The sequence below is a fragment of the Vibrio sp. Vf1514 genome, assembly GCF_052076135.1.
In the GTDB taxonomy this organism is placed as follows: Bacteria; Pseudomonadota; Gammaproteobacteria; order Enterobacterales; family Vibrionaceae; genus Vibrio; species Vibrio furnissii.
In genome coordinates, this window is the sequence record NZ_CP197268.1 from 126,866 (window position 1) to 150,797 (window position 23,932).

The following is a 23,932-nucleotide window of genomic DNA, read 5'->3' on the forward strand; positions in this document are numbered from 1 at the left end:
TGAGTTATTAGTGTAAGTGATATTTATTCTCGATTATGAGGGCGCAATCGCTAAACTTTTACGCGTCCACGCTTTTGTAGCACGTCCGTTGACGTCTTCGCCTTCTCCAATCTTAGGACAAATTTTCAGACACTTATCTCCCTCACGACTTTATTGTTTGTTTCTTGAACAAACGCAAATCACTAACTAGCCTTAGTTAACATAAATATAACAACTAGTGTCGAATTCGCTGTTCACACGGAGCCCATCCAGAGACGCACATGCCGTGCGGCTGAGCAGAGGAGAGATCTCTTGAGAAGATTTGTGACCAATCTGTGGCTGTGGACCGATCTGATATTGATTGGCTTTGCGGCTCCAGCGATTTCTGCTGAACGATCACTGAACATGACCCCCGGTGTCACCGAAATCAGTGGCCAGGTGTATCACCTCCATATGCTGATTTTCTACATCTGTGTCGCCATTGCACTCGTGGTGTTTGGGGCGATGTTCTACGCCATATATAAGCACCGCAAATCCAAAGGGGCGGTGGCCGCGCATTTCCATGAAAGTACCAAAGTCGAAATCATCTGGACCATTATTCCGATTGTCATTTTGGTGGCGATGGCCATTCCGGCCACTAAAACGCTGGTGGCAATGGAAGACACCTCTCAATCGGACTTAACCATCAAAATCACCGGTTCACAGTGGAAATGGCACTACAGCTATTTCGATGAAGATGTGGCGTTCTACAGCCTACTTGCCACGTCTCAAAAGCAAATTGACGGCATTGAAGCCAAAGGCGCGCACTACTTGTTAGAAGTGGACCAGCCGCTGGTGGTGCCGGTGCATCGCAAAATCCGTTTTCTGCTCACCTCTGATGATGTGATTCACTCGTGGTGGGTGCCTGCCTTTGCAGTGAAAAAAGACACCATTCCCGGTTTTATTAATGAAGCGTGGACGCGCATTGATGAGCCGGGCGTTTATCGCGGCCAGTGTGCTGAGCTGTGTGGCCGAGCGCATGGCTTTATGCCGATTGTGGTGCAAGCGATGGCCGAAGACGAGTATGACCAGTGGTTGAGCGACAAAAAAGCCGAAGTTGCGCTGGCAAAACAGGAAGCCGAAAAAGCGCTGCAAAGCTCGATGTCGCTTGAAGAACTGATGACGCTGGGCGAAAAAGTCTACCTCGACCGCTGCGCTGTGTGTCACCAGCCAACAGGGCTTGGGATTCCGGGCGCGTTCCCGGCGATGAAAGGCAGCCCAGTGACCACCGGTGATGTGCAGCACCACATTGCCATCGTAGTGGAGGGGAAAGCGGGCACTGCGATGCAAGCCTTTGGCAACCAATTGAGCGAGAAAGAGTTGGCGGCGGTTATCACCTATGAGCGGAATGCGTGGGGGAATAACACCGGCGATGCCGTGCAGGCGTCAGACATCAATGCGTTTAAAATTCAGGCACAAGCCAGTGGCAAGGAGGGGCAATGAAACCGTCCACCGAACAATCCAAATCGGCTCCGGTAACGGATGCGGAACTTAGCCGCGCACACAGCACGCTGGCGCTGGATGAACACGAACATCACGGTCCGCCCAAAGGGCTGACTCGCTGGCTCTATTCTACCAATCACAAAGACATCGGCACCCTTTATCTGTGGTTCAGTTTCAGCATGTTTTTGATTGGTGGCGCGATGGCGATGGTGATTCGTGCGGAGCTGTTTCAACCGGGCTTGCAATTGGTCGAGCCGGAGTTTTTCAACCAGATGACCACCGTGCATGGGCTGATCATGGTCTTTGGTGCGGTGATGCCGGCTTTCACGGGCTTGGCGAACTGGATGATCCCACTGATGATCGGCGCGCCGGACATGGCGTTGCCGCGCATGAACAACCTCAGTTTCTGGATTCTGCCGTTTGCCTTTTTGATTCTGTTGTCGTCACTGTTTACCGAAGGGGGCGGCCCTAATTTTGGTTGGACCTTCTACGCGCCGCTCTCTACCACCTATGGGCCGGACAGCACCGCGCTGTTTGTGTTCTCCGTCCATATTATGGGCATCAGCTCCATCATGGGGGCGATCAACGTCATCGTGACGATCGTGAACATGCGCGCGCCTGGCATGACGTGGTTTAAGCTGCCGATGTTTGTCTGGACGTGGCTGATCACCGCGTTTTTGTTAATCGCGGTGATGCCGGTGCTCGCGGGTGCGGTCACCATGGTGCTGACCGATAAGTACTTCGGTACTAGCTTCTTCGATGCGGCGGGGGGCGGCGATCCGGTGATGTTCCAACACATTTTCTGGTTCTTTGGTCATCCAGAAGTGTACATCATGATTTTGCCGTCGTTCGGTATCATTTCGGCGATCATTCCTGCATTTAGCGGCAAGAAGCTCTTTGGCTATCACTCAATGGTCTACGCGACCAGTAGCATCGCGATTTTGTCGTTTCTGGTGTGGGCGCACCACATGTTCACGACCGGTATGCCCGTGTTTGCCGAGCTCTTTTTCATGTACTGCACCATGTTGATCGCAGTGCCCACTGGGGTGAAAGTGTTTAACTGGGTGGCGACCATGTGGCGAGGGTCGTTAACCTTTGAAACGCCGATGCTGTTTGCGATCGCTTTCATTGTCTTGTTCACCATCGGCGGTTTCTCTGGCCTGATGTTGGCGATTGTGCCAGCGGACTTCCAGTATCACGACACCTATTTTGTGGTGGCACATTTCCATTACGTGCTGGTTTCCGGCGCGGTGTTCTCCATCATGGCCGCGGCGTATTACTGGCTGCCCAAATGGACCGGACACATGTATGACGAACGCCTGAGCCGCTGGCATTTTTGGTGCTCGGTCATTTCGGTCAATGTATTGTTTTTCCCGATGCATTTCTTAGGGTTGGCGGGCATGCCGCGTCGAATTCCCGATTACGCGATTCAGTTTGCGGATGTGAACCAGATTGTCTCCATTGGCGGCTTTGCGTTTGGTCTGTCTCAACTGATCTTCTTGTGGTTGGTGATTAAATGTGTTCGCGGTGGCGAGCCTGCCGCTGCGAAACCGTGGGAGCGTGCCGAAGGGTTGGAATGGACGGTGCCGAGCCCCGCACCGCATCACACCTTTTCAACCCCACCCAAAGTGGACGAATAGGAGGTGAATCATGACACAGCCAACGTCCGGTTCCTCAAATCGTCCATTGACCATTAAGCTACTACTGGCAGTGGTGCTGATGTTCGGTTTTGGTTTTGCGCTGGTGCCGCTGTATGACGTGATGTGTCAGCAGCTTGGCATCAATGGCAAAACCAGTGAGGTGGCCGCCATTCAACCGCAAGGGATGCAGATTGATGAGTCGCGCACCATTCGGGTCGAATTTATGGCGCACATCAGTCATAACATGCCGTGGCGATTCGCGCCCAAGCTGACGCACATCGATGTGCATCCCGGCCAAGTGATTCAGACCGCGTATCTGGCCGACAATCTGTCGAGTTCGGACTTGGTGGGGCAGGCGGTGCCCTCGGTTTCTCCGGGGCAGGGGGCGACCTACTTCAACAAAATCGAGTGTTTCTGTTTCAGTCAGCAGCCGCTGATGGCCAAAGCGCATGCGGAAATGCCGTTGATTTTCTACATTGAGCCGGACATTCCGGACACCATCCACACCCTGACACTCTCTTACACGCTGTACAACATGACGGATAAAGCGGCGCCTCAACCCGCCTTGGCGAAGGCGGGCACGGCAGTTTCGCAAGGAGCAACCCAATGAGTGACAAACCGAATGCGTACTATGTTCCAGCTCAGAGTCACTGGCCTATCGTCGGTGCGGTGGCCCTATTCCTATTGGCAGTGGGTGCAGGCGTCACCGTGCAACATGTCGGCACCGACGGCGCCGGTGGCGTGATTGGCAAAGTGATTCTGTTCGCCGGATTTTTTGTGTTGCTGTACATGCTGGCGGGTTGGTTTAGCAATGTGGTCAGTGAGTCGCTGGCGGGGCTATATTCCACGCAAATCGCTCGTTCGTTCCGCCAAGGCATGAGCTGGTTCATTTTCTCTGAGGTGATGTTCTTCGGCGCGTTTTTTGGCGCGCTGTTCTATGCGCGCATGGTGGCGGTGCCTTGGTTGGGCGGCGCCAGTAACAACGCGATGACGCATGAAGTGTTGTGGCCGGGCTTTGAAGCGGTGTGGCCGCTCTTGACGACACCGGGCGGTATCACGACCGAGGCGATGCCGTGGGCAGGGATTCCGCTGAAAAATACCATCATTCTGCTGACATCCTCTATCACTTTGCACATGGCGCACTTGAGTTTAGAGCGCAACCGACGCATGGCGCTGGTGGTGTGGTTGGAAATCACCATTATTTTGGCTGGATTCTTTCTCTATTTTCAAGCGGTTGAATACCTGCATGCTTATCACGAAATGGGGCTGACGCTGCAATCGGGTGTGTACGGCAATACCTTCTTCTTACTGACGGGGTTTCACGGGCTGCACGTTTGTTTGGGCACGCTTTTCCTTGCGGTGCTGCTGGCGCGCATCGCCAAAGACCACTTCACGCCGAAAGACCATTTTGCGTTTCAGGCGGGGAGTTGGTATTGGCATTTCGTGGATGTGGTTTGGCTGTGTCTGTTTGTGTTTGTGTATGTTTTATAACGATTTTAAAACTAATAGGGTGTGGCGTTGGGATGCAGCCAACCGCTGAGGAGCGCGAAAATGAGCACAATGACCACCATCGCCGAGAACATCAAACGGCGGCCGAGATAATAGCTCATTGGGCGTTCTTCTTCGCCCTCTTTGGGGTCACTCACCATGCGAATCAGCGCGCGGGCCAGATTGAATATGATGAACAGTAAAAGCAAAACCAAAGCAATTTTTACAACCAGTGGCAGCATGGCGGCTCCTTCACAGCGCGTGTGGTCAGGGAAAGTTTGGGTGGGCGCTGTTTTAACTGTGGTCGTGTTTGCGCTGCTGGTCAAATTGGGCTTTTGGCAGTTGGCGCGTGGTGAAGAAAAGTTGCATTTAGAAACCCGCTTGGCCGCACGAGCCCAAATGGCGCCGCTGAGTTTGGCGACGGCGTTGGAACGTTACTCCATGGCTGAGCTCACGGGGCTTCGCGTCACGGTGACGTTGGACCCGCATCCCGACGCGACATTCCTGCTTGATAACCAAACGTTCGACGGCAAAGTGGGCTATCTCGCCTATCAACTGGCGAAACAACAGGATGGGCATTGGATGTTGATTGAGCGCGGGTTTGTGCCTGCAGGAAACGACCGCCGCGTGCTACCGAACGTGGACTGGCTTACTGAGCCGCAAACGCTGACTGGGCGTTTGTATGCTCGTTCAGCCAATCCTTTCAGTGATGCTTTGGGGTTGGAGGCGGGCAATCCGCACCGCATTCAAAATCTCAATGTGGAGGCGCTGTCGCAGTGGCTGGGCACACCGATTTTGCCCGTGGCATTTCAGCCACAGCAGGCGAATTGGCCTTACCCACAACCTTGGCAGCCGCTGGCGATGAGCGCGCAGAAGCATTTCGGCTACGCATTGCAATGGTTCACGATGGCTGCTGTTTTGGCGGTGATTGCGTTGGTGATTGGCGTAAGAGTTTGGCGAGCAGGGAGGCATTCATGACGGATAAAAGTAAAGGTCGCCTGATCTTGGTGGGGATTGTGCTGTTTTTCGCGCTGCCTGCTTTGGTGGCGCAAGCGGTGCTTTCCAATCACTGGTATCAGTCTGGTGCGACCAACACGGGGAAATTGATTGAGCCGCGTGTGACGATGTCGTCGCTTGGGGTGTTTAATCCGCTTGAACAGGTGAGCTGGCAGATGGCCTACGTGGTGCCAGCGAGCTGCACCGCCGATTGCCAGCAGCAAATTTACTTGCTGGCGCAAAGCCATACGGCGCTTGGTAAAGAACAAAGCCGAGTGACGCCAGTATTGCTGGTGAGTGTGCACAGTGACACCGCGGCACTGGAGGGCATGGCGCTACAACAGATTCCGGTGAATACGCAGTTTATGCAGCACATCGAAGCCGGCGATGTGGTGATCGTCGACCCGCTCGGTCAGTTGGTGATGCGTTTTGCCGAGCCGGAAGCGTCACAACAAATCGCGCAGAGCCGCAAGGTGCTGGCGGATCTACGCAAACTACTGAAGTTATCACGCGTCGGCTAAACACATCAGGGAGGGTGGTATGTCGAATCACACGCACAGTCTTGCAGCGTCTACCCCAAGCGTCAGTTGGCTTCATCTGGTTCGTTTCAGTCTTGTGTTGACGTTGGCGGTCATCGCATTGGGCGCTTACACCCGTTTGGCGGATGCCGGACTGGGGTGCCCGGATTGGCCGGGCTGTTATGGGCACTACACCGTACCGCTTTCTCCCAGCGCATTGCAAAAAGCCGAGTTTCTCTATCCCCATTTAGATGTTGAGCCCCATAAAGCTTGGCCGGAAATGATTCACCGTTATTTTGCTGGCACGCTCGGATTGGTGGTGTTTAGCATCACTTATTTGTGTCTGCGCTATCGCCCTGTGCCGATGACGCTGCCGCTGGTGATTGCGGCCATTGTGGTGTTTCAAGCGCTGCTGGGCATGTGGACGGTAACGCTGAAACTGTTGCCGCTGGTGGTGATGGGGCATTTGATCGGCGGTTTTAGTTTACTGAGTGGCTTGTGGTTGCTGTATTGGCGATTGCAGGCGGCAACGCCAAGAGCCCCTGCTTTTGCGCCGCTTAACCTACGTGTGCTTGCGATGCTGTCATTGGGCGTGGTGGTGGTGCAAATCATGCTTGGTGGCTGGACATCCTCCAACTACGCGGCGCTCATGTGTAGCCGTTTACCGATTTGCGAAGGCAATTGGCCGCAGTATCTCGATTTTCGTACCGCATTTACGCCAGTGCATTTGGGGCACGATAGCTATGAATTTGGTGTGCTCGATTACGGGGCAAGGCTCACCATTCATGTTGCGCATCGCGTGGGCGCGATGGTGACCATCGTTGTGCTGGGGTTGCTGGCATGGCGGTTGAGAGCGCTTGGCTATCTCCAACCTGCCAAGATGGTACTCGGCGCGTTGTCGGTGCAAGTTCTGCTTGGAGTGGGCAATGTGTTGCTCAGCTTGCCCTTGACCATTGCGGTGCTGCATAACTTGGGCGCGGCACTATTGTTGATCGCGGTGCTGAAATGCAATTATCTGCTTTGGCCGCAGACGCTCGCCGTCAGTCAAACAAGGAGTGTGTCTCATGAGTAAATCGATCGCGGCGGTCCATACCGCCTCTGCAGTCAGTCGCTGGCACATTTATCTCACGTTGACCAAACCGAAAGTGGTCGCGTTGATGTTGCTCACCGCGTTGGTGGGCATGTGCCTTGCGCAGCCCGGGTTGATGCCGTTCAAAGCGGCCGTTTTGGGGCTATCGGGCATTGGGTTGATGGCCGGGTCGGCGGCAGCATTGAATCATCTGATTGATCGACGCATTGATGCGATGATGGCACGCACCTACAAGCGGCCGTTGCCGTCTGGTGAGATTCAAGCCAGCCGCGTCATGCTGTTTGCGTTCGTACTGGGCATCGTGGGTTTTGCGATATTGTATTGGGGCGTGAATGGGTTAACCGCGTGGCTGACCTTTGCCAGTTTGCTGGGCTATGCCGTGGTATACACGCTGTATCTCAAACGCGCGACGCCACAAAATATTGTGATTGCGGGGCTGGCTGGCGCAATGCCGCCGCTGCTCGGTTGGACATCCGTTACCGGGGAATTGCATGCTAATGCGTGGTTATTGGTGATGATCATCTTCATCTGGACGCCGCCGCATTTCTGGGCGCTCGCGATTCATCGCAAAGACGATTATGCCAAAGCGGACATTCCGATGCTGCCAGTGACGCATGGGGTGGAGTACACCAAAACATCGATTTTGCTGTATACGTTTTTGCTGGCATTGGTGTGTGTGTTACCCGTGTTGGTGGGCATGAGTGGCGTGATCTATTTCGCCGCTTCCAGTGTGCTGAGCCTTGGGTTTATCTATTCCGCGTGGGCGCTGAAGTGCGATCCGGAAAACAGCTCGGCGATCAATACCTTTAAGTATTCCATCTATCATTTGATGATGCTGTTTATCGCGTTGCTCCTGGATCACTACCTCTAAAGCACCAAGCGGCTCAACCGCTATCGCGTGCGGTCGTGTGGCTTAGTTAGTTTGGCGTGTTCAAACATGGTTCTGTTGCTGCATTTGGCTCGCGTTCACTGGCGTGATTGAGCCACCATGCTTCCAAGGGCGCTGGTTGTGCAATCAGCATGCGTTCACCAATCATGGGTGCGGTTACCGTGACATTCAGTGCGCGCGCCAGTTTCGTCACTTGTTCCAAGGGCTCGTACCAGCGATGCAAGGACAAATCAAAGGTGCTGTTGTGAATGGGCAGCATGACTTTACCTTTCAGATCCAAGTGCGCTTGCAGGCTTTCTCGCGGGAACATGTGAACGTCCGACCAAAGTGAGCTGTAGGCACCCGTTTCCACGAGCGTGAGGTCAAACGGACCATAGCGGTCGCCAATCTGTTTAAAGCCGCCGAAGTAACCTGAATCGCCGCTGAAAAATACCGATTTGTCCTGACCACGGATGACCCAACTGCCCCACAAGGTCGTGTTGCGATCATTCAGACCCCGCCCTGAGAAATGCTGCGTTGGCGTGAACACAAACTCTGTGTTGCCGATGGTCGCACTTTGCCACCAAGACAATTCACTCATCTTTTCTGCCGGCAGTCCCCACTTGATCATCAGTTTGCCCACTTCAAGCGGCACCAGAAAACGTCCGACGTGGTTAGCCAGCAGTTTGACCGCGGCTTTGTCGAGGTGGTCATAGTGATCATGGCTGATCAGCACCACGTCAATGAAGGGTAATTCGGCAAGCGATATGGGGGTGTCGTGAAAGCGTTTCGGGCCCATCCATTGCACTGGGGAGGCGCGATCACTGAATACGGGATCCGTGAGGATCCATTGTCCATCCAGTTTCATCAGCACGGTGGAATGGCCAAGACGATAAACCACGTCTTGATCTTCTTGGGTTAGCTGCTCAGTGGTGATCGACTGAACAGGTATCGGCTTTTTTGGCTCAGCTTCCTCACGATCGGCGGTTAAATAGGCCCATGAAATGGTCAGGAAGTCACGCATGGTGGTTTTGGTCACGACTTCGCTGTTGGCAAATTTGCCATCAAGCATGGGAAGTTCGTTCGCGGTTGAGCAGGTTGTTTCGATATTCATATCTTCCTCCTGTGGTGTGCGGTGACACAAACGCCTCGAGATATCTTTAGCGATCAACATGAAGTGTTTGTGACGAATATTAGAAGTTTTAAAGTAAACTAGTCGGTGTAGTTTACATATTGAGTGGTGAAAAGTAAACTGCTTAGTGTAATATTGACCAAAAATGAACATGCAACCAAGGCAAGTAAGATGAAAAAGACTCGCAGTGAATTGAAGCGCGAAGCCATATTGTCGGCGGCGATGGCGGCTTTTCGAGAGTTTGGCGCGCAAAATACCAGCATGGATAAAATTGCCGCCATGGCACAGGTGTCAAAGCGCACGGTCTACAACCATTTTGCGTCGAAAGAGATGCTGGTGATGACGTTGCTGGCGGATTTGTGGAAAGTCACAGCCAATTTGATGGATCCGGATCAACTGGCCTCGCTGCCCTTGAATGAGCAGTTGGAACAGTTGCTGTTGAGCGAAATCGAAATCCTCGCTTCCAGTGAGTACCTCGACTTGGCGAGAGTGGTGTTAGGGCATTATTTGTATCGTCCAGAAGAATTGACACAGCATTCTGAACAGATGGCGATGAAAGAGACTCAGCTCGCGCGTTGGCTGACACATCAGGGTGACGCGAAGCGCCTGACGATTGAAGACATTGAGTTGGCTAACATCCAGTTACACAGTTTGATCAAAGGCAGTTGCTTCTGGCCGCAAATCTTAGGGTTAAAGCCTTCTTTAACCGAAGCGCAGCGCCGTAAACTGGCCCAACAAAGCGCCCAGTTCTTCCTCAGTCATTACGGTGTAAAAAAATAATTACACTGTAGTTTTGGTGTAAATAATTTACACATATTGCTTTTGATAAAAAATAATGGTTGCGCTCACTTCGTGAAGTGGATAAGTTACGGGAAGAGCAAATGACGCTGCTCTTGGGAGAGGCTGTTTCCGTTCGAACAGCCAGCAGCGGCAAGATATAGGAAGAAGTAAGCGATGCACCAAACTGATGATGTAAATATTAAACAAATTAAAGAGTTGTTACCCCCTGTTGCTGTGCTGGAAAAATACCCAGCGACTGAAGTTGCTTCTTCGACGACATTTCAAGCCCGCGAAGCGATCCACAACATTTTGCAAGACAAAGACGATCGCCTATTGGTGGTGGTTGGTCCGTGTTCGATTCATGATACGCAAGCGGCTATCGAGTACGGCAAACGCCTGAAAGTGCTGCGCGATGAACTGAGTGGCCAGCTTGAAGTGGTGATGCGTGTTTACTTCGAAAAACCGCGTACCACGGTGGGTTGGAAAGGGCTGATTAACGACCCGTACCTCAACGATACTTACGAAATCAACGACGGTGTGCGCATTGGCCGCAAACTGCTGCTGGATTTGACCGACATGGGCATGCCAACGGCCAGTGAATTCCTTGATATGATCACGCCGCAGTACATTGCTGATCTGATCAGCTGGGGTGCCATCGGCGCGCGTACCACGGAATCTCAGGTACACCGTGAGCTATCATCGGGTTTGTCATGCCCTGTGGGTTTCAAAAATGGTACTGATGGCAACATCAAGATTGCAGCCGATGCCATTCGCTCAGCAAGCGCGTCTCACAATTTTCTCTCCGTGACCAAATACGGCCATTCAGCGATTGTTGAAACGGCGGGTAACCCGGATTGCCACATCATTTTGCGCGGCGGCAAAGAGCCAAACTACAGTGCGGCCCATGTGGGTGACGTGAAGCAGAAACTGGAAGCGTCAGGTTTGTCGCAGAAAGTGATGATTGATTTCAGCCATGCGAACAGCTCGAAACAGTACCAGCGTCAAATGGTGGTTGCAGACGACATCGTCACGCAAATCTCGAGTGGTGAACATGCCATTTTCGGCGTGATGATTGAATCGCATCTGGTGGAAGGTCGTCAGGACTTGGTTGAAGGTCAAGCGCCGGTTTATGGTCAGTCGATTACCGATGCTTGTATCGGTTGGGATGACACTGAAACGGTTCTGCGCCAATTGGCAGCCGCGGTGGAAGCCCGTCGCAATCGCTAAGTGTGGATGGCCATCGAGACCATACCAAAATAGATATTTCCATATAAAAAAGGCGCTCATCAGAGCGCCTTTTTCGTTGCGTTCTCAACACGCTCGATCGACTTGGTTGATGCTCATTTCAATGCGATGCAGCGCGCGCTGGTAAATGCTCCACGCGGTCGCACCCGCTAAAATATTGCCGATAAAGGCGCCAACAAACAGCCCCTTCAGGTCGCCGATTTGCGCGCCCAGCCACAGACATGGCAAGAAGAACGCAAACAGACGCAGTGCCGAAATCGTCAGCGCGACATAGGATTTCCCTAGCGCATTGGAGACGGACACCATCAACATACAGATGCCCAATGGCCCCAAGCTGAGCGGCACCACGGTCAGGTGCCAGTTCAGAATCGACTCCACACTCTCTTCACTGGTCATCAGCCCGGCCAATGGCGTGGCGAGCGACAACGTGATGAGTGCAATCAGCACTTGAGACACCAGCACGAAACGAATCGCGATCGTGACCAATTTACGAATATCTGCAATGTTGTCGGAACCGAGCAAACGACCCACCATCGGAGGAATGGACATGGTCAGTGCCAGCACGGACACAATCGCAAAAAATTCAAAGCGCGAACCCAGTGCCCATGCGGCCACGGCTGCGGTGCCAAAGCCGGCCAGTAATTTGGTCGCCAGCATGGAAGAGAGGGGAGGTAGCAATTGGCTTAGCATCGCGGGGCCCATGATATGGCCGATAGAACGCACACTGTGCGCGATGTTGAGATCACGCCAATCAAACAGCATCCAGTGTTTGGCGGAGACGCGCGGCGCGACGATGATAATCCCGATGCCAAAGGCCAAAATGGTCGCGATGGCAGCACCGTTAATGCCCAGATCAAAGGTGAAAATAAACAGCGGATCCAGCAACAAGTTCAAGACGCTGGTGATCATCATCATGGTGCCCGGCAGCATGGTGTTGCCATTGGCGCGGCAAATGCTGTACAAAAAGTACAAGACAGCGCCTGTCCATGCACTCACCACCCACCAAATCCAGTAACTGTCGATGATGGGAAACACGCTGTCTGGTGCGCCAAGTAGCCCCAGAATGGGATGGCGTAACAGGTACAGCACCACGCCGAAGACCGCGACCCCGATGCTCCCCATGGCAACGACTAAGCCGCCCAGCTGTTTGGCGTACTTTTCTTGACCGGCGCCCAGCGCGCGCGAAATTACCGCGGTGGTGGCAATGCCCAAGCCGACCTGAATCCCGATGATGATCATCTGAATGGGCATGGTAAAGCCTTGCGCGGCGAGTGGTAGCACGCCAAGTTGGCCGATAAAGGCACTGTCGACGAGCTGAAAGCTCATCAGCGATAGGACGCCGAAGAGCATCGGCCAGGTCATTTGGAACAACTGACGCGACAACGAAGGGGGAGTGATGGTTTGACGGTTTTGCATGGGAACCTATCGGTTTGTTGAATATCAACGAGTGGTTTGTCAGCTAATATGCGGGCGAAAGTTCGGAAATCAACCGGCATGTCTGCATGACAAACATTTACCTGACTCCGCAACTCAACTATTGTAGAAGCATGTTAACAGTGTAACCAGCTAGTCGCTATGCAAAAACCAGCCAAACCTATCGATGAACAACAACGTATTGCCAGTTTACATAAGCTCGGCATTTTAGACTCCGCTCCGGAGGAGCGTTTTGATCGCGTGACTCGTTTGGCTCGGCGTCTCTTTGATGTCCCGATTGCACTGGTCACCTTGGTGGATGAAAAGCGCCAGTGGTTTAAGTCCAGCTTTGGGCTCAACGTGAGTGAAACGCCGCGGGATATCTCGTTCTGTGGTCATGCCATTTTGGGTGACGAGCCGTTTATCATCAACAATGCCGTTGCCGATGAACGTTTTGCCGATAATCCGCTGGTCACCGACAATCCGCACATTCGCTTTTACGCGGGCGTGCCTTTGGTGTTTCAAGACGGTTCGAAACTGGGCACACTGTGCATCATTGATACTGAACCGCGCAATCTCAATCACGACGAGATCATTGATTTGCTGGATTTGGCCAAAATGGCTGAAAGAGAGCTGGCGGCCACGCATAATGCCTCGGTCGATGAGCTGACCAACATCTCGAATCGCCGTGGCTTTTTGTCGTTGGTGAGCAAAAGCTTGATGCACTGCCGCTTTAATCGCATTCCCTATTGCTTGGCGTTTTTTGACCTGAATGGTTTCAAAGCGATCAACGATCAGCTTGGGCACTCGGTTGGGGATGATGCATTACAGGATTTTGCCCAGCTCATGTTGAGCAGTTTTCGCGAATCGGATTTGATTGCCCGCCTTGGCGGAGACGAATTTGTGGTGTTCATGTCATCCACGCTCGACGAAGAAGCGCAGCGAGCCATCGAGCGCTTTCGTCATGCGGTGACGGAATTTAACGACACCGCGAATCGACCGTATCAACTGGCGTTTTGCAGTGGCACCGTGGCGGGGGATGGCTTGTCTGAAGTGCATATTGATACCTTGCTTGAACAAGCGGATCAGGTCATGTATCGCCAGAAATCGCAGATTCGCGCGGCCAAAACACGTTAAATCTCAGACGCAGAACCGCGTTCCTCACTGCGTTTCACAGTTTTCATGCATCAGTATCGAAAATTCATTCGAGAGTGATATCGTTTCGCTGAGATGATATGCAATAGGATGAGAACGTATGGATGCTGATCTTCGCCAACACTGCCACACCTTTATCGCGGGCAACCATGAACCAGACCCGGCCACGCTGTTCCGCCAGATGGCTGAGTGGTGCGAAACCCATGCGGTGGACCATGATGCTTACGGCAGCGGAAACACCATTCAGAATTTTGAACAGCAAGTCGCCGAGCGATTGGGCTTTGAGGCGGCGCTGTTTGTCATCACCGGCACCATGACCCAACCCACCGCGCTGCAACTGGTGTGTCAGGAAAAGCGTTGCTCGGTGGTCGCAATGCATGAAACGTGTCATATCTTCACCCATGAAGCGCAGGGGTATCAGATGCAGCAACGTTTTCAGGTGCTGCCCATTGGTGACCGTCATCGCCCGTGGCTGGTGCAGGATCTCAAAGCGTGGCCGGATGAAATTGCGGCGGCGGTGTACGAACTGCCGATGCGCGAGCTTGGGGGCCAGTTGCCGAGTTGGCAACAGCTGGAAGCGGTCAAAACCTACTGCGCTGAACAGGGTATTCACCTACACATGGATGGCGCGCGGCTGTGGGAATCGGCAGCGTTTTATCAAAAGAGTTATCGCGACATCGCTGCCGGTTTTCATACCGCGTATGTCTCGTTGTATAAAGGCATCAACGGATTGGGTGGTTCGATGCTGCTCGGTAGCCAAGCGTTTATCAATAAAGCGGCCGTGTGGATGCGCCGTCAGGGAGGCAATGTCTATCATCGCACGCCTTATGTGGTATCCGCCGCGATGCAGTTTGAGCCGCGTTTGGCAGTCATGCCCGTGCTGTTTGAACGCACACAACAGATTTATCAGATTCTGCTCGATTACCCTGAATTCACCCTTAATCCGATTGAGCCGCAAGCCAACATGCTGCATCTTTATCTGCCGCTGAGCGTCGACAATGCCATTGTGCTGCGTAACCGCCTCGCATCAGACAAGAAAATCTGGCTCGGTCATCCACAAAGTGCGCCGCAACCCAATCAAAGTTTCATCGAGTGGTATGTGGGCGATCGACTGCTCAACATGCCCGATCATCAGCTGATCGAAGTACTCGATTGGATACGCGATCAACTCAACGCCTAATGCGTGACGGAATGTTTCTCTATGTCCTCTGTTAAATTGATGCGTCAGGCACCGCTTATCGCTGCGGTGTCGGCCTGTTTACTCGCATCGCCTGCCCAAGCGGGGCTGGGTGATACACCGCTCATTGGCGGGGTGTTTAACTCCGCAGCCATCCTGAAAAATCAGGTTGTTTCATCGCTCAGCTATTCGACCACCGTGGCGCGAGATGCCACGTTGTTTACCATTGCCGGCGTATCGCTGGATACCTACATTCTGACCTTGCCACTGGATGCGAAAGTCAAAGCTCGCGTGATGAAACAGATCACCGATCCGCGTTACGCCATTCCGCTCGGCTATTTCCTTTATCAGTATTACGACCGTTACGCGGGAATTGAACCGGGCGACCAGTTCAAAGCGTATATCAGCACGGTGTACGACGATCAGGCGCTCAAAGGCTTTGAACACAGCTTATATCACGTGGGGGATAAACCCACGGATGAACCCGAGATGCGCAGCAAAGATCAGGCGCATCAGGAAGGGATTAAAATTGATCGTGATTTCATCGCTACTCTGGTGACGCTCTATGATGCGTTGGTTCAGGTGGGCGAGTGGCAACATGTGGATCAACTGCCGCCGCAGTATCAATACCTGAGCGGTAGCGCGCAAGACAAAGCCTTGGTCGCGAAGATTCAACCCATCGTGGTTGGGCTGCTGGAGAAAGCGGCATCGGGCATGCAGGATGGCGACATGAAACATGCGCTACTGGCGGTGATGGATGACGCCAAACCTGCCAACGCCAGCAAAATCAACAACAAAGCGGAAGCTGTGACCGTCAGCTTGATTGATTTTGTGCGTCTCAACGTGCTCAAAGGGTATCGCCAGTTTTTGTATCAGCAAGAACGCACGGAACGTTTGACGGATTGGCTGGTGGATACGCTCGACAATAACCCGGCACAGGTGGTGGATTTCCTGCGTTCTCAGCAGCAGCGCCGTTTTGCGGTGCAGGTGACCGTTGATGGTTTGCAACAAGGGTTGATGCAGGGGCTGGTTGATCCGAGCCAGCCATTTATCGGTGAAGTGTACCGCCGTCAGGTTAATGCGGCATCGATGCGTTCACCGCTGACGGATGAGCAGCCCGCGCATCAGCAACAGGTGCACTTTATGCAAATTCTCGCCGAACAGCCGTATCACGATCCCTATTACCTACCGTTCTTTAAGCGCCTTTATGGTAGTGACCACAGCAATATCGTGCAGGTAGGGATTTCCTCGACGCCCACCATCAGCGTGCGCAACCTGCCGCTGATCAAAACCGGGGCGAAGGTCTCTGGCGATGGCGGCACCGGCATTCCCAATTTCCACTTTGTCGACCGTCAGGCAGACCGAGCGTATTACTTCTACGGCAATGATGCACTGCAGCTTGATAAGCTGGTCGGTGAACGTCACGTTCAAACCATGTTTGATCGTTTGGATTATCTCAAAACGCTTAACTGCAATGCGCAATATGACTGGAATGCGCATGTGACGTACGATGGTTTAATCAACCTCGGTGTTGGCGAGGCGCAGCGTGACTTTGGTGAAAAACGCTGCTTGCGCGACCTCGAAGCACGAGCAAAAGTGGAGCAATCGCTGCATGGCGTGCGCGCCACACTGATTGAGCAGGTGAGCGCCTATCAGGACATTTCCCAATGGGCAGTTTACACGCGTCTGAGCCGTAAATGGGCGTTGCAACAGGCACTGGCCGATTATGCCGAGCAAGACATGCACGGCTTGCCGGATTACACCTTGGTGTACAACCCGTGGCCGGATCATTTCGCCCACTTTACCGGCCCGTTCAGCGATGAAGTGATCATGCCCACGGGCGAGCTCAATCGCCTCGATTATTGGTTAGGGCGGATGGAAAAGGCTTATCGGGATGCCGGGGTGTATGAGCGCACCTTGTGGGGGATGGCAGGGGATCACGGCTTGGCGCCGGTCTATTTTGCGCTCAATCCGGAAAAACAGATTTTTACCCCGCTGGCGAAAGCACTCGGAATCACGATTCATCTGGAAAAAATCTCTTCGGATGAAGGGGAAGGGCCAAAGTTGACCAATGCACTTAATCCGCCGGGCTATCATCAGGTTGATGTGGTGGTTGCCTCGACGGCGGGCGGCAACTTCATGCTCGACTTCTTTAATGCCAAAGCGGGTTGGCAGGTGCAGCCGGTGTATCAGGAATTGACCCAATGGCAACCGGCGGAAAGCGATATGCCAGTCGATGTGATCGCCGAAAGTGTGCAGCGCCTAGGGGACACGCTGGATTACTTGGTGGTACGCGAAAGTGCCTGCAATGAGAACCAATGTGCGGTGCGCTTGATTGGCGAACGCGACGGCCAGCGGGTGGATGAGATCATTCGTAAACAAGGCGACAAACTCTATTACGCGGGTGTCAATGGCAAGGCGCGCCTGCTGGATGTGCAGGTACTCAATCCTTATCTGTCGTCACCAAGCGAACAGGCGCTCAATCAGTACGCCAAGTTGGTGGATCAATGCCTGTATGCCGCTAAAGCGGATGATGTGGCGAGTTGGTGTGATGCCGCTCAGTGGCGCGACTTAACCCGCTTTAGCGCGCGGCCCGATTCGGTGAATCAGCTCGCGGCCCTCTACGAAGAGGATCGCGCAGGCACCGTCAACCTGTTTCCTCGTGATGGCATTGGCTACAACACCAAAGTGCCGGGGCGTCATGCGGGGGAAAGCTATTTAGAAAAAGATGCGTTTCTGGGCTTTTGGGGCGCGCCAGTGGGCGCCAATCATGAGCCGCTGCTGAGTGAAGCGAACGGCTCGTTGGCGCCGACGTTGTTTGAGTATTTAACCGGTGAACCGGTGGTGCCGGGCCAAGATGGCTGGGGCTTTCCATCGCTGCTCAACCGGCTGGATATTCACCAACCGTAAAGGCGCTCATGCGGCTTGTCATGCTGAGCCAGACGCTGCGCTTGCTTGCAACGCACGTCTGGCTTTGTCGTGTTGATACCCCCACACACTGGCGGCAACGGTGATGACGCCCACCCATGACATCACGCTGAGCGTGGTGCCAAATAAGGCGTAATCAAACAGAATGGTTATCACTGGAATGCAATAAAACAGCACGCTGACCTGACTGGCCGACTGATGTTTGAGCATCAACATCAACAGCAGCAATGCGCCTGTTGAGACCACCACACTCATCCACAGCAGTGCGACGACCAACTGCGGATTCCATAACATGTACCACGGCTGAGTCAGTTGAATGGCACCAAAGATCACCAGCGCGATACTGTTTTGGCTGACCACGGAATCTAAGTTATCCAATTGAATTCGCCCCTGACAGATGGTGCCGACCGTAATGGCGGCCAGCGCCAGCAATGCCCAACCGATCCCATGCCAATTGAGCGCGCCCAATTGCGCCGAACCCGCGACCGCCAAGCACAAGCCAGCAAAGCCAAACAGTAGAAACCCGGCGGCGCGGCGGCTTTGACGTTGGCGAGCCAGCAGCGGCGTGATCAAGGGTTGCAAACCGAGGATCACGGTGACGAGGCCCGGAGAGAGCCCGCTGGAAATGGCTAAGAAATAAGTACTGAGGTAACCGGCCTGCAGCAGCAAACCCGAGCCCAGCAAGTTCCAGCGCGTGGCGCGAGAGCTGTGCGCCAAACGCGGAAGCCAACGACCACGCATGACGCGCAGCAGCAGCAGTGTTAAGGCCAGCGAGATGGCCGAACGGGCGATCAAAAAGCTCCACACGGACGCCTGTGCGACCCCCAATTTGACCATGACCGCCCCACTGCTCCACATCAACAAAAACAGAATGGGAGCCAGCGTCAATAGGGATATCGAAGGGGTGAAACGCATCGTTCGCAACATGGATTAATCTCGGTTTGATCTATGAGTTCTCTCGATGATAAAGAGAATTTTTATCCTGTTTGTGCTGAAAAGACACTTTGATACGCCGCAACGCTCATTTTGATGTTCAACTCTGAGTGGGGGACGATGCGTGTCGTGAGGCATGTCGTGATGCTTGTCGTGATGCTTGTCGTGAGGCATGTCGAGATGCGTCGTTATTTGCTGTAGAGCCGAGTGTAGAACTTGGGGGGCTGGCCAAAGTAGCGGCTGAAACTGCGACTGAACGCTGATGGATCTTGAAACCCTACCTGCTCGGCGATCAGGCAGATGGGATAGTCGGAGTGTGTCAGTAGCGCGCGAGCCCGTTCCATCCTCAATTGAGTCAGATATTGAAACGTCGTCATCCCCAGATTGGTTTTGAATAGATTTTTGTATTGTGTGGTGCTTAAGCACGCGATGCTGGCCAGCTCATTGATGGTGAGCGGTTGCGCCAGATGATCGCGCATCGCTTGCACCGCTTTTTGAATGCGTGGATCAATGGCGCGCGCAAAGCCTTGCTTGGCTAACAGAGCCGAAAACAGCGCCAACGTCATCGCTTCAACGTTGGGATCTACCTGCGTGCGGAGCTGTTTATCGACAAATTGAATGTATGCTAAGGCCGCAGGATCCAATTGAAAACTGACCACGCTGGACGCGCTGAGGTTGGGCGGAAGTTCATGGAGATCGGCCACCAAAAAGCGAAACGTTTCTGGCGCACTGAAATCATGACGCGCCCCGGCGCGCACCACCACGCAATCGCCCAAACCGCATTTGAGCACTACGTCATCGACGGCGATGTCGATGTAGCCCGACAGCGGTAAGACCAACTGATGATAGTGGTGGACGTGGCTCGTCGCGTGCGCTGAATAGGAGCGAATGGAAAGCCGGTCACGCATGATCAATCCCAATGCTGCTGGTGCATTTGCTGGTCGTGGGGATGGCGCGTGGCCTGTTCAGCGCGATGTGCCTGCTGTGGTCGCAAAGCATAAAGTCGTCCTTGCATTGAATGAAAGTCTCACCAAGAGTGAAGGCGTTAATCAACCTGTATTGTGCCATGTAAATAGAGGACGCCGTGGCCGGAAACCATCACGTGCTCGCCTTGCCAGTCGCATTGCAACACGCCGCCACGGTGTGAGGCTTGATACGCAACCAATTCGGTTTTTCCCAGACGTTCACCCCAAAATGGCGCCAAACCGGCATGAATGGAGCCAGTCACGGGATCTTCATCGCCGCCGTTCGCGGGCCAGAAATAGCGCGAGATAAAATCATAATCGCTCGATTGGGCTGTTGCCACGACATCATAAGGAGCCAATTGTTTGAGTTGCTCATTATCGCGCAGCACCTCAAGCACGGCCTGCTCATCGTGATACACCGCAAAATACGCTTGTGTGCTGAGCCAAACTTCATCCGGCGTGATGGACAACCCGGCGAGAAGGGGCGCTGGTATGTCGTCAACGGGCTGTGGCGCGCGGTTGGGAAAGCGCATCGTAATGCGTTTGTCTGCAGTTTGAGTGACGCTGAGTGTGCCGACCGCTGCGGTCTCAAAATTTAAAGGGGCGTCACACGCGAAGTGGTTGAACAGTACGTAGGCTGATGCCAGCGTCGCGTGGCCACAGAAATCAATTTCGGTCAGCGGCGAAAACCAACGAATCGCGTAGCGATTTGCAGCCAAGCGTTTGATAAATGCCGTTTCCGACAGGTTGTTTTCCTGAGCGATGGCGAGCATCTGTGCATCACTCAACCAGTGGGTGACTGGCACGACCGCCGCTGAATTGCCTTTAAAGCGTTCAGTGGTAAACGCGTCGACAACAAACAGTTCCAATTCCATGTTGCGCTTCCGATTCCTTGGTATGATTTTTAACATACAGAAAATCAGCAAGATAGCAACGGTATCTCAGGAAGAAAACGCGAAGCGACACCGCCGCCGCCTCGCGCAGCGGGTCAGCTATTGTCGATCATCTGCATGATTTTTTTCATCATTACGGGCTTGAGACGTTGGGCGGCTTGCTTGTCTTCTTGCGTCATGCAGCGCTGCAACAGTGCAATGATCTTGTTTTGATTGATGATTTCGATTTCCAGCTCGGCGCGGCTGTCGGCGGGTAAGGTCTTCAACATCGCTTCGCTGGATTTGAGCACCATCTGCATCTCTTCTAAGCTCATCCATTGCAGCTTGTGGGTGAACTCATAATAGTCGACGGGCGCAAAGCCGTGACGTTTGGCGATTGTTTCTACCTCGGTCACGTCGTTGGCAGGCGCGGTGGCGACCGCATCTTGGTAATGGCGTTGCCAGTCGCAATGCGCAGCGAAGGTGAGCTCGGTTGCCGGTTCATCCGGTTCGTACGAACTGTCATCCAACGCTTCGCGTTCTTGCATGATTTGCAGATAGGTATTGAGGTTTTTCTCGGTTAAGACGGTTTTAGCCAACGTCGGGGTTGAGCAGAGCATCAGCAGTGAACCCGCCCACAAGGGGAAGCGTTTCATACAGCAGTTCCTTTGGTATTTAAGCCAACTGGCATCAGGGCTATTATTATGATTTTCAGCACGTTATTCACGGCACCAGAAGTGTAGAAGCTGTTTTTTGTGCTGTCTATATTTTGTCCAATCGAGCGCCGGGATTCTTAATCGCAAGACAGGGCATTGCCTTTAAACAGTCTGGTGTTGAGCAATCAAGCGCATCAACTGCGCCAGTTGGTCTTCAATCGCCGTTGTGGGCGCAAAACCAATATTGATGCGCAAGCAATTCTGATAACGCTCCGATTCAGTAAACCAAGGGCCAATGCGAATATCGAGCTGCATTTGTTCGGCGGCATCGCCAACCGCTTGGGCATCGAGGCCGGGGATTTGCATCCACAACACCAAGCCGCCATCGGGTTGGGTGATGGTGCTGCCGGGCGGCAAATGCTCACTCAAGTAATGGAGATAGTAGGCTTTGTGTTGATTGAGTTGATAGCGCACTCGTTTGAGATGGCTCGCGTAAGCGCCTGACTCAATAAAATCGGCCAACGCATACTGAACCAGTGTGGGCACCCCCAGTGCCCGTTTGAGATAGGGCTGAAAGTAACGCCCCGGGCGACACCAACCCAGCCGGTAGCTGGGAGACAAGGTTTTCGATACCGAACCACACCACAGCATGTATCCCCCTTCATCGTAGTAGGCCGCGGGCAATGGCGGTTGGTGACGATGGGGCAGTTCCAAATAGACATCATCTTCGATGACCGGAATGCGATAGCGGTTGGCGAGTTGTGCCAAGCGTTGCTTTTGTTGGCTGGAGAGTGTGATGCCTTGCGGATTCATGTGGGTGGTACAGAACAACCCGGCTTGCACCGTCCCGCGTTGCAGGTGCTGTTCGAATTGGTCGAGGTCAATGCCCTCTGCCAACGAAGGAATTTCGAGGATACACAGCGACAACTGCGACAGCAGATCGAGCAAACCGTTGTAGCAGGGAGAACTGATGGCGACCGTATCGCCGGGTTGGGTACACACCATCAGCGCCGTTTTGACGCCATCCATACAGCCGTGCGTGATCACCAATTCTTCGCCGTTGAGGGCAAAGCCGCTGTGGGTGAAATGCTGGGCCAGCGCATTGAGTAGCGCGGGTTCACCTTGTGGTGCGGGATAGTAGGTGAGCTGAGGGCTGGCTCGTTTCATCGCCCGGCGCAGGCTGCGATCCAGCGCTTGTTGGGCCGTTTTATCCAATTGCAGGCGTGAGGTGCCCAGCGGGCCGCAAGGCGTGAGTGTGCGGTGACGAATCGTGGTTGGCGTCGCCACTTGGCTGCGAAAAGGGGGCCAACTGGGCGTGGGGGCGATGGTGTGTTGCTCGGCAATAAAGAATCCCGCTTGCGGGCGCGCAATCAACCAGCCTTGCGCTTCGAGTTCGGCATAACAGCTCACCGCTGTTGAGACGCTCACCCCTTGCTGGCTGGCAAACTGGCGCAATGACAACATGCGATCGCCCGGGCTGAGCTTTCCCGCCTCAATATCGTGAATGAATTTCTCTGCCAGTTGTTTATATCGCGCCATGCGGTCACCAAATTGTACTGGTTAAATTTTAATAAATTGTATCTGTACTGTTTTTGTTCGGCAAGGGAGACTGAGTGTTCTATAAAACAGGAAGGAGAACACCCATGCAGGGACGAGATTTACTGCTCATCATCAGTGTGATGGCCATCTGGGGCTTTAATTTTTCGATGATCAAACTGGGCGTCAGCGAGATGGATCCGCTGTTGATTGCTGCCGCGCGCTTTTTCTGTGCCACCTTTCCCATCATCTTTTTTGTGCGCAGGCCCACGGTGCCGTGGCGCTATTTGATGGCGTATGGCGTGGTGTTTGGTACCGGAATCTGGGGGATGGCGTCGTGTGCCATCACGTGGGGCTTGTCCTCTGGCATGGCGTCGGTGCTGCTGCAAACGGATGTACTGACTACGGTGCTGGTGGGGGTGTTGCTCTACAAAGAGGTGATTTCTCCGCGCATGGCTGCAGGCATTGTGGTGTCGGTGGCTGGATTGGTGGTGTCGATCATGTACACCAATGGCAATGTCACGTTTGCTGGCGTGGTGTTGATTCTGATCGCTGCGATCTGTTGGCCGCTGGCTGGCGTGATTGTGCGCGCATCGGGCACGCGTTCTGCGTTTGCGTTCAACATTTGGGGCATGCTATTTGCGCCGCTCCCGCTGGTGGCGCTCAGCGTGGGAATTAACGGATGGGAGGTGTTGAGCACCACGTATCAGCAATGGAACAGCAATGCGTGGCTGTCGGTGCTGTTTCAGGCTTACCCAACGACAGTGTTTGGTTACTGGGTGTGGAACAAGATGGTGTTGAAATACCCGATGAGCCAATTGGCACCCATGACGTTGTTGGTGTCGGTGTTTGCGCTGCTGAGCGGGTATGCGCTGTATGATGAACAGTTGTCCATGGCGCAATGGGTATCGTGCAGCACGTTCTTATTGGGGATTGGTCTGGTGCTGTATCCGCAGCGTAAACCGGTGGGATCGGTAGGCAAGTCGGTGGCGAATCCTTCGGCGTTGTAACGCACCGTTGGCTTACCTGATTTCATGTGGGCGTTTTAATCAGCCTGTATGCCTTTCAAATCACATTTA

22 protein-coding genes are annotated in these 23,932 nt (G+C 53.6%); 14 read left to right on the forward strand and 8 right to left on the reverse strand.

Going from position 1 to position 23,932, the window contains the following annotated elements; translation table 11 throughout:
• Nucleotides 1–318 precede the first annotated feature (318 nt).
• The 4 genes from coxB to ACS18Q_RS15405 are packed head-to-tail and all read left to right on the forward strand — an operon-like array spanning nt 319 to nt 4,592.
• Entirely contained in the window at nt 319–1,461 is a 1,143-nt protein-coding gene (gene coxB / locus ACS18Q_RS15390; protein WP_441258203.1) for a cytochrome c oxidase subunit II, read from the forward strand.
• On the forward strand, nt 1,458–3,101 hold the full coding sequence (ctaD, locus tag ACS18Q_RS15395; RefSeq protein ID WP_014257938.1) for a cytochrome c oxidase subunit I: 1,644 nt from the start codon (nt 1,458–1,460) through the stop codon (nt 3,099–3,101). The genes coxB and ctaD overlap by 4 nt, the downstream gene beginning before the upstream one ends.
• A 10-nt stretch (nt 3,102–3,111) precedes the next feature.
• The gene (locus tag ACS18Q_RS15400; protein WP_154179388.1) at nt 3,112–3,711 is read left to right on the forward strand and encodes a cytochrome c oxidase assembly protein; all 600 of its coding nucleotides are present in this window, start codon (nt 3,112–3,114) and stop codon (nt 3,709–3,711) included.
• The gene (locus ACS18Q_RS15405) at nt 3,708–4,592 is read left to right on the forward strand and encodes a cytochrome c oxidase subunit 3 (RefSeq protein ID WP_441257933.1); all 885 of its coding nucleotides are present in this window, start codon (nt 3,708–3,710) and stop codon (nt 4,590–4,592) included. The genes ACS18Q_RS15400 and ACS18Q_RS15405 overlap by 4 nt, the downstream gene beginning before the upstream one ends.
• 11 nt (nt 4,593–4,603) lie before the next feature.
• Here the strand turns inward: ACS18Q_RS15405 and ACS18Q_RS15410 are convergent, their stop codons facing one another.
• Entirely contained in the window at nt 4,604–4,831 is a 228-nt protein-coding gene (locus ACS18Q_RS15410) for a DUF2909 family protein (RefSeq protein ID WP_014257941.1), read from the reverse strand.
• Between ACS18Q_RS15410 and ACS18Q_RS15415 the strand changes: the two genes are divergently transcribed.
• Genes ACS18Q_RS15415 through cyoE form a run of 4 tightly spaced genes read left to right on the forward strand, consistent with a single transcriptional unit; the run spans nt 4,830 to nt 8,064 of the window.
• On the forward strand, nt 4,830–5,567 hold the full coding sequence (locus ACS18Q_RS15415; RefSeq protein WP_441257934.1) for an SURF1 family protein: 738 nt from the start codon (nt 4,830–4,832) through the stop codon (nt 5,565–5,567). The genes ACS18Q_RS15410 and ACS18Q_RS15415 overlap by 2 nt on opposite strands.
• Entirely contained in the window at nt 5,564–6,106 is a 543-nt protein-coding gene (locus ACS18Q_RS15420) for a hypothetical protein (protein WP_441257935.1), read from the forward strand. The genes ACS18Q_RS15415 and ACS18Q_RS15420 overlap by 4 nt, the downstream gene beginning before the upstream one ends.
• Before the next feature lie 19 nt (nt 6,107–6,125).
• Nucleotides 6,126–7,175, forward strand: coding sequence for a COX15/CtaA family protein (locus ACS18Q_RS15425; protein WP_441257936.1), 1,050 nt, complete (start codon nt 6,126–6,128; stop codon nt 7,173–7,175).
• The gene (cyoE, locus tag ACS18Q_RS15430) at nt 7,168–8,064 is read left to right on the forward strand and encodes a heme o synthase (protein ID WP_441257937.1); all 897 of its coding nucleotides are present in this window, start codon (nt 7,168–7,170) and stop codon (nt 8,062–8,064) included. Before ACS18Q_RS15425 ends, cyoE begins: the two co-directional genes overlap by 8 nt.
• Before the next feature lie 46 nt (nt 8,065–8,110).
• On the opposite strand, the gene ACS18Q_RS15435 is transcribed toward cyoE, so the two are convergent.
• Entirely contained in the window at nt 8,111–9,175 is a 1,065-nt protein-coding gene (locus tag ACS18Q_RS15435) for an MBL fold metallo-hydrolase (RefSeq protein WP_158164793.1), read from the reverse strand.
• 189 nt (nt 9,176–9,364) lie between these two features.
• Between ACS18Q_RS15435 and ACS18Q_RS15440 the strand changes: the two genes are divergently transcribed.
• Nucleotides 9,365–9,973 carry a TetR/AcrR family transcriptional regulator gene (locus ACS18Q_RS15440; protein WP_441257938.1) on the forward strand — a complete coding sequence of 203 codons (609 nt, stop codon included), beginning with the start codon at nt 9,365–9,367 and terminating at the stop codon, nt 9,971–9,973.
• Between the two features lie 174 nt (nt 9,974–10,147).
• Nucleotides 10,148–11,200: a 3-deoxy-7-phosphoheptulonate synthase AroG gene (aroG, locus tag ACS18Q_RS15445; RefSeq protein ID WP_441257939.1), complete on the forward strand. Its 1,053-nt coding sequence runs from the start codon at nt 10,148–10,150 to the stop codon at nt 11,198–11,200.
• An 84-nt stretch (nt 11,201–11,284) separates the two neighbouring features.
• Here the strand turns inward: aroG and ACS18Q_RS15450 are convergent, their stop codons facing one another.
• Entirely contained in the window at nt 11,285–12,634 is a 1,350-nt protein-coding gene (locus ACS18Q_RS15450) for an MATE family efflux transporter (RefSeq protein ID WP_441257940.1), read from the reverse strand.
• A 159-nt stretch (nt 12,635–12,793) separates the two neighbouring features.
• Between ACS18Q_RS15450 and ACS18Q_RS15455 the strand changes: the two genes are divergently transcribed.
• From ACS18Q_RS15455 to ACS18Q_RS15465, 3 genes are all read left to right on the forward strand, one after another.
• Nucleotides 12,794–13,768, forward strand: a complete 975-nt coding sequence (locus ACS18Q_RS15455) for a GGDEF domain-containing protein (protein WP_004727256.1) — start codon at nt 12,794–12,796, stop codon at nt 13,766–13,768.
• 118 nt (nt 13,769–13,886) lie between these two features.
• Nucleotides 13,887–14,966, forward strand: a complete 1,080-nt coding sequence (locus ACS18Q_RS15460) for a threonine aldolase family protein (protein ID WP_004727255.1) — start codon at nt 13,887–13,889, stop codon at nt 14,964–14,966.
• Nucleotides 14,967–14,987: 21 nt separating this feature from the next.
• Nucleotides 14,988–17,873, forward strand: coding sequence for an alkaline phosphatase family protein (locus ACS18Q_RS15465; protein WP_441257941.1), 2,886 nt, complete (start codon nt 14,988–14,990; stop codon nt 17,871–17,873).
• 18 nt (nt 17,874–17,891) lie between these two features.
• On the opposite strand, the gene ACS18Q_RS15470 is transcribed toward ACS18Q_RS15465, so the two are convergent.
• The 5 genes from ACS18Q_RS15470 to ACS18Q_RS15490 all read right to left on the reverse strand — a co-directional run bounded on the left by ACS18Q_RS15470 (nt 17,892) and on the right by ACS18Q_RS15490 (nt 22,856).
• Nucleotides 17,892–18,818, reverse strand: a complete 927-nt coding sequence (locus tag ACS18Q_RS15470) for a DMT family transporter (RefSeq protein ID WP_441257942.1) — start codon at nt 18,816–18,818, stop codon at nt 17,892–17,894.
• A gap of 194 nt (nt 18,819–19,012) precedes the next feature.
• Nucleotides 19,013–19,732, reverse strand: coding sequence for a helix-turn-helix domain-containing protein (locus tag ACS18Q_RS15475; protein WP_441257943.1), 720 nt, complete (start codon nt 19,730–19,732; stop codon nt 19,013–19,015).
• 137 nt (nt 19,733–19,869) lie between these two features.
• Entirely contained in the window at nt 19,870–20,664 is a 795-nt protein-coding gene (locus tag ACS18Q_RS15480; protein ID WP_441257944.1) for a PhzF family phenazine biosynthesis protein, read from the reverse strand.
• 113 nt (nt 20,665–20,777) lie between these two features.
• Nucleotides 20,778–21,317 (reverse strand): hypothetical protein, encoded by a 540-nt coding sequence (locus ACS18Q_RS15485; protein WP_441257945.1) that lies wholly within the window; start codon nt 21,315–21,317, stop codon nt 20,778–20,780.
• 162 nt (nt 21,318–21,479) lie between these two features.
• On the reverse strand, nt 21,480–22,856 hold the full coding sequence (locus ACS18Q_RS15490; RefSeq protein ID WP_441257946.1) for a PLP-dependent aminotransferase family protein: 1,377 nt from the start codon (nt 22,854–22,856) through the stop codon (nt 21,480–21,482).
• A gap of 104 nt (nt 22,857–22,960) precedes the next feature.
• Between ACS18Q_RS15490 and ACS18Q_RS15495 the strand changes: the two genes are divergently transcribed.
• Nucleotides 22,961–23,863: an EamA family transporter gene (locus tag ACS18Q_RS15495; RefSeq protein WP_004727247.1), complete on the forward strand. Its 903-nt coding sequence runs from the start codon at nt 22,961–22,963 to the stop codon at nt 23,861–23,863.
• Nucleotides 23,864–23,932 lie beyond the last annotated feature (69 nt).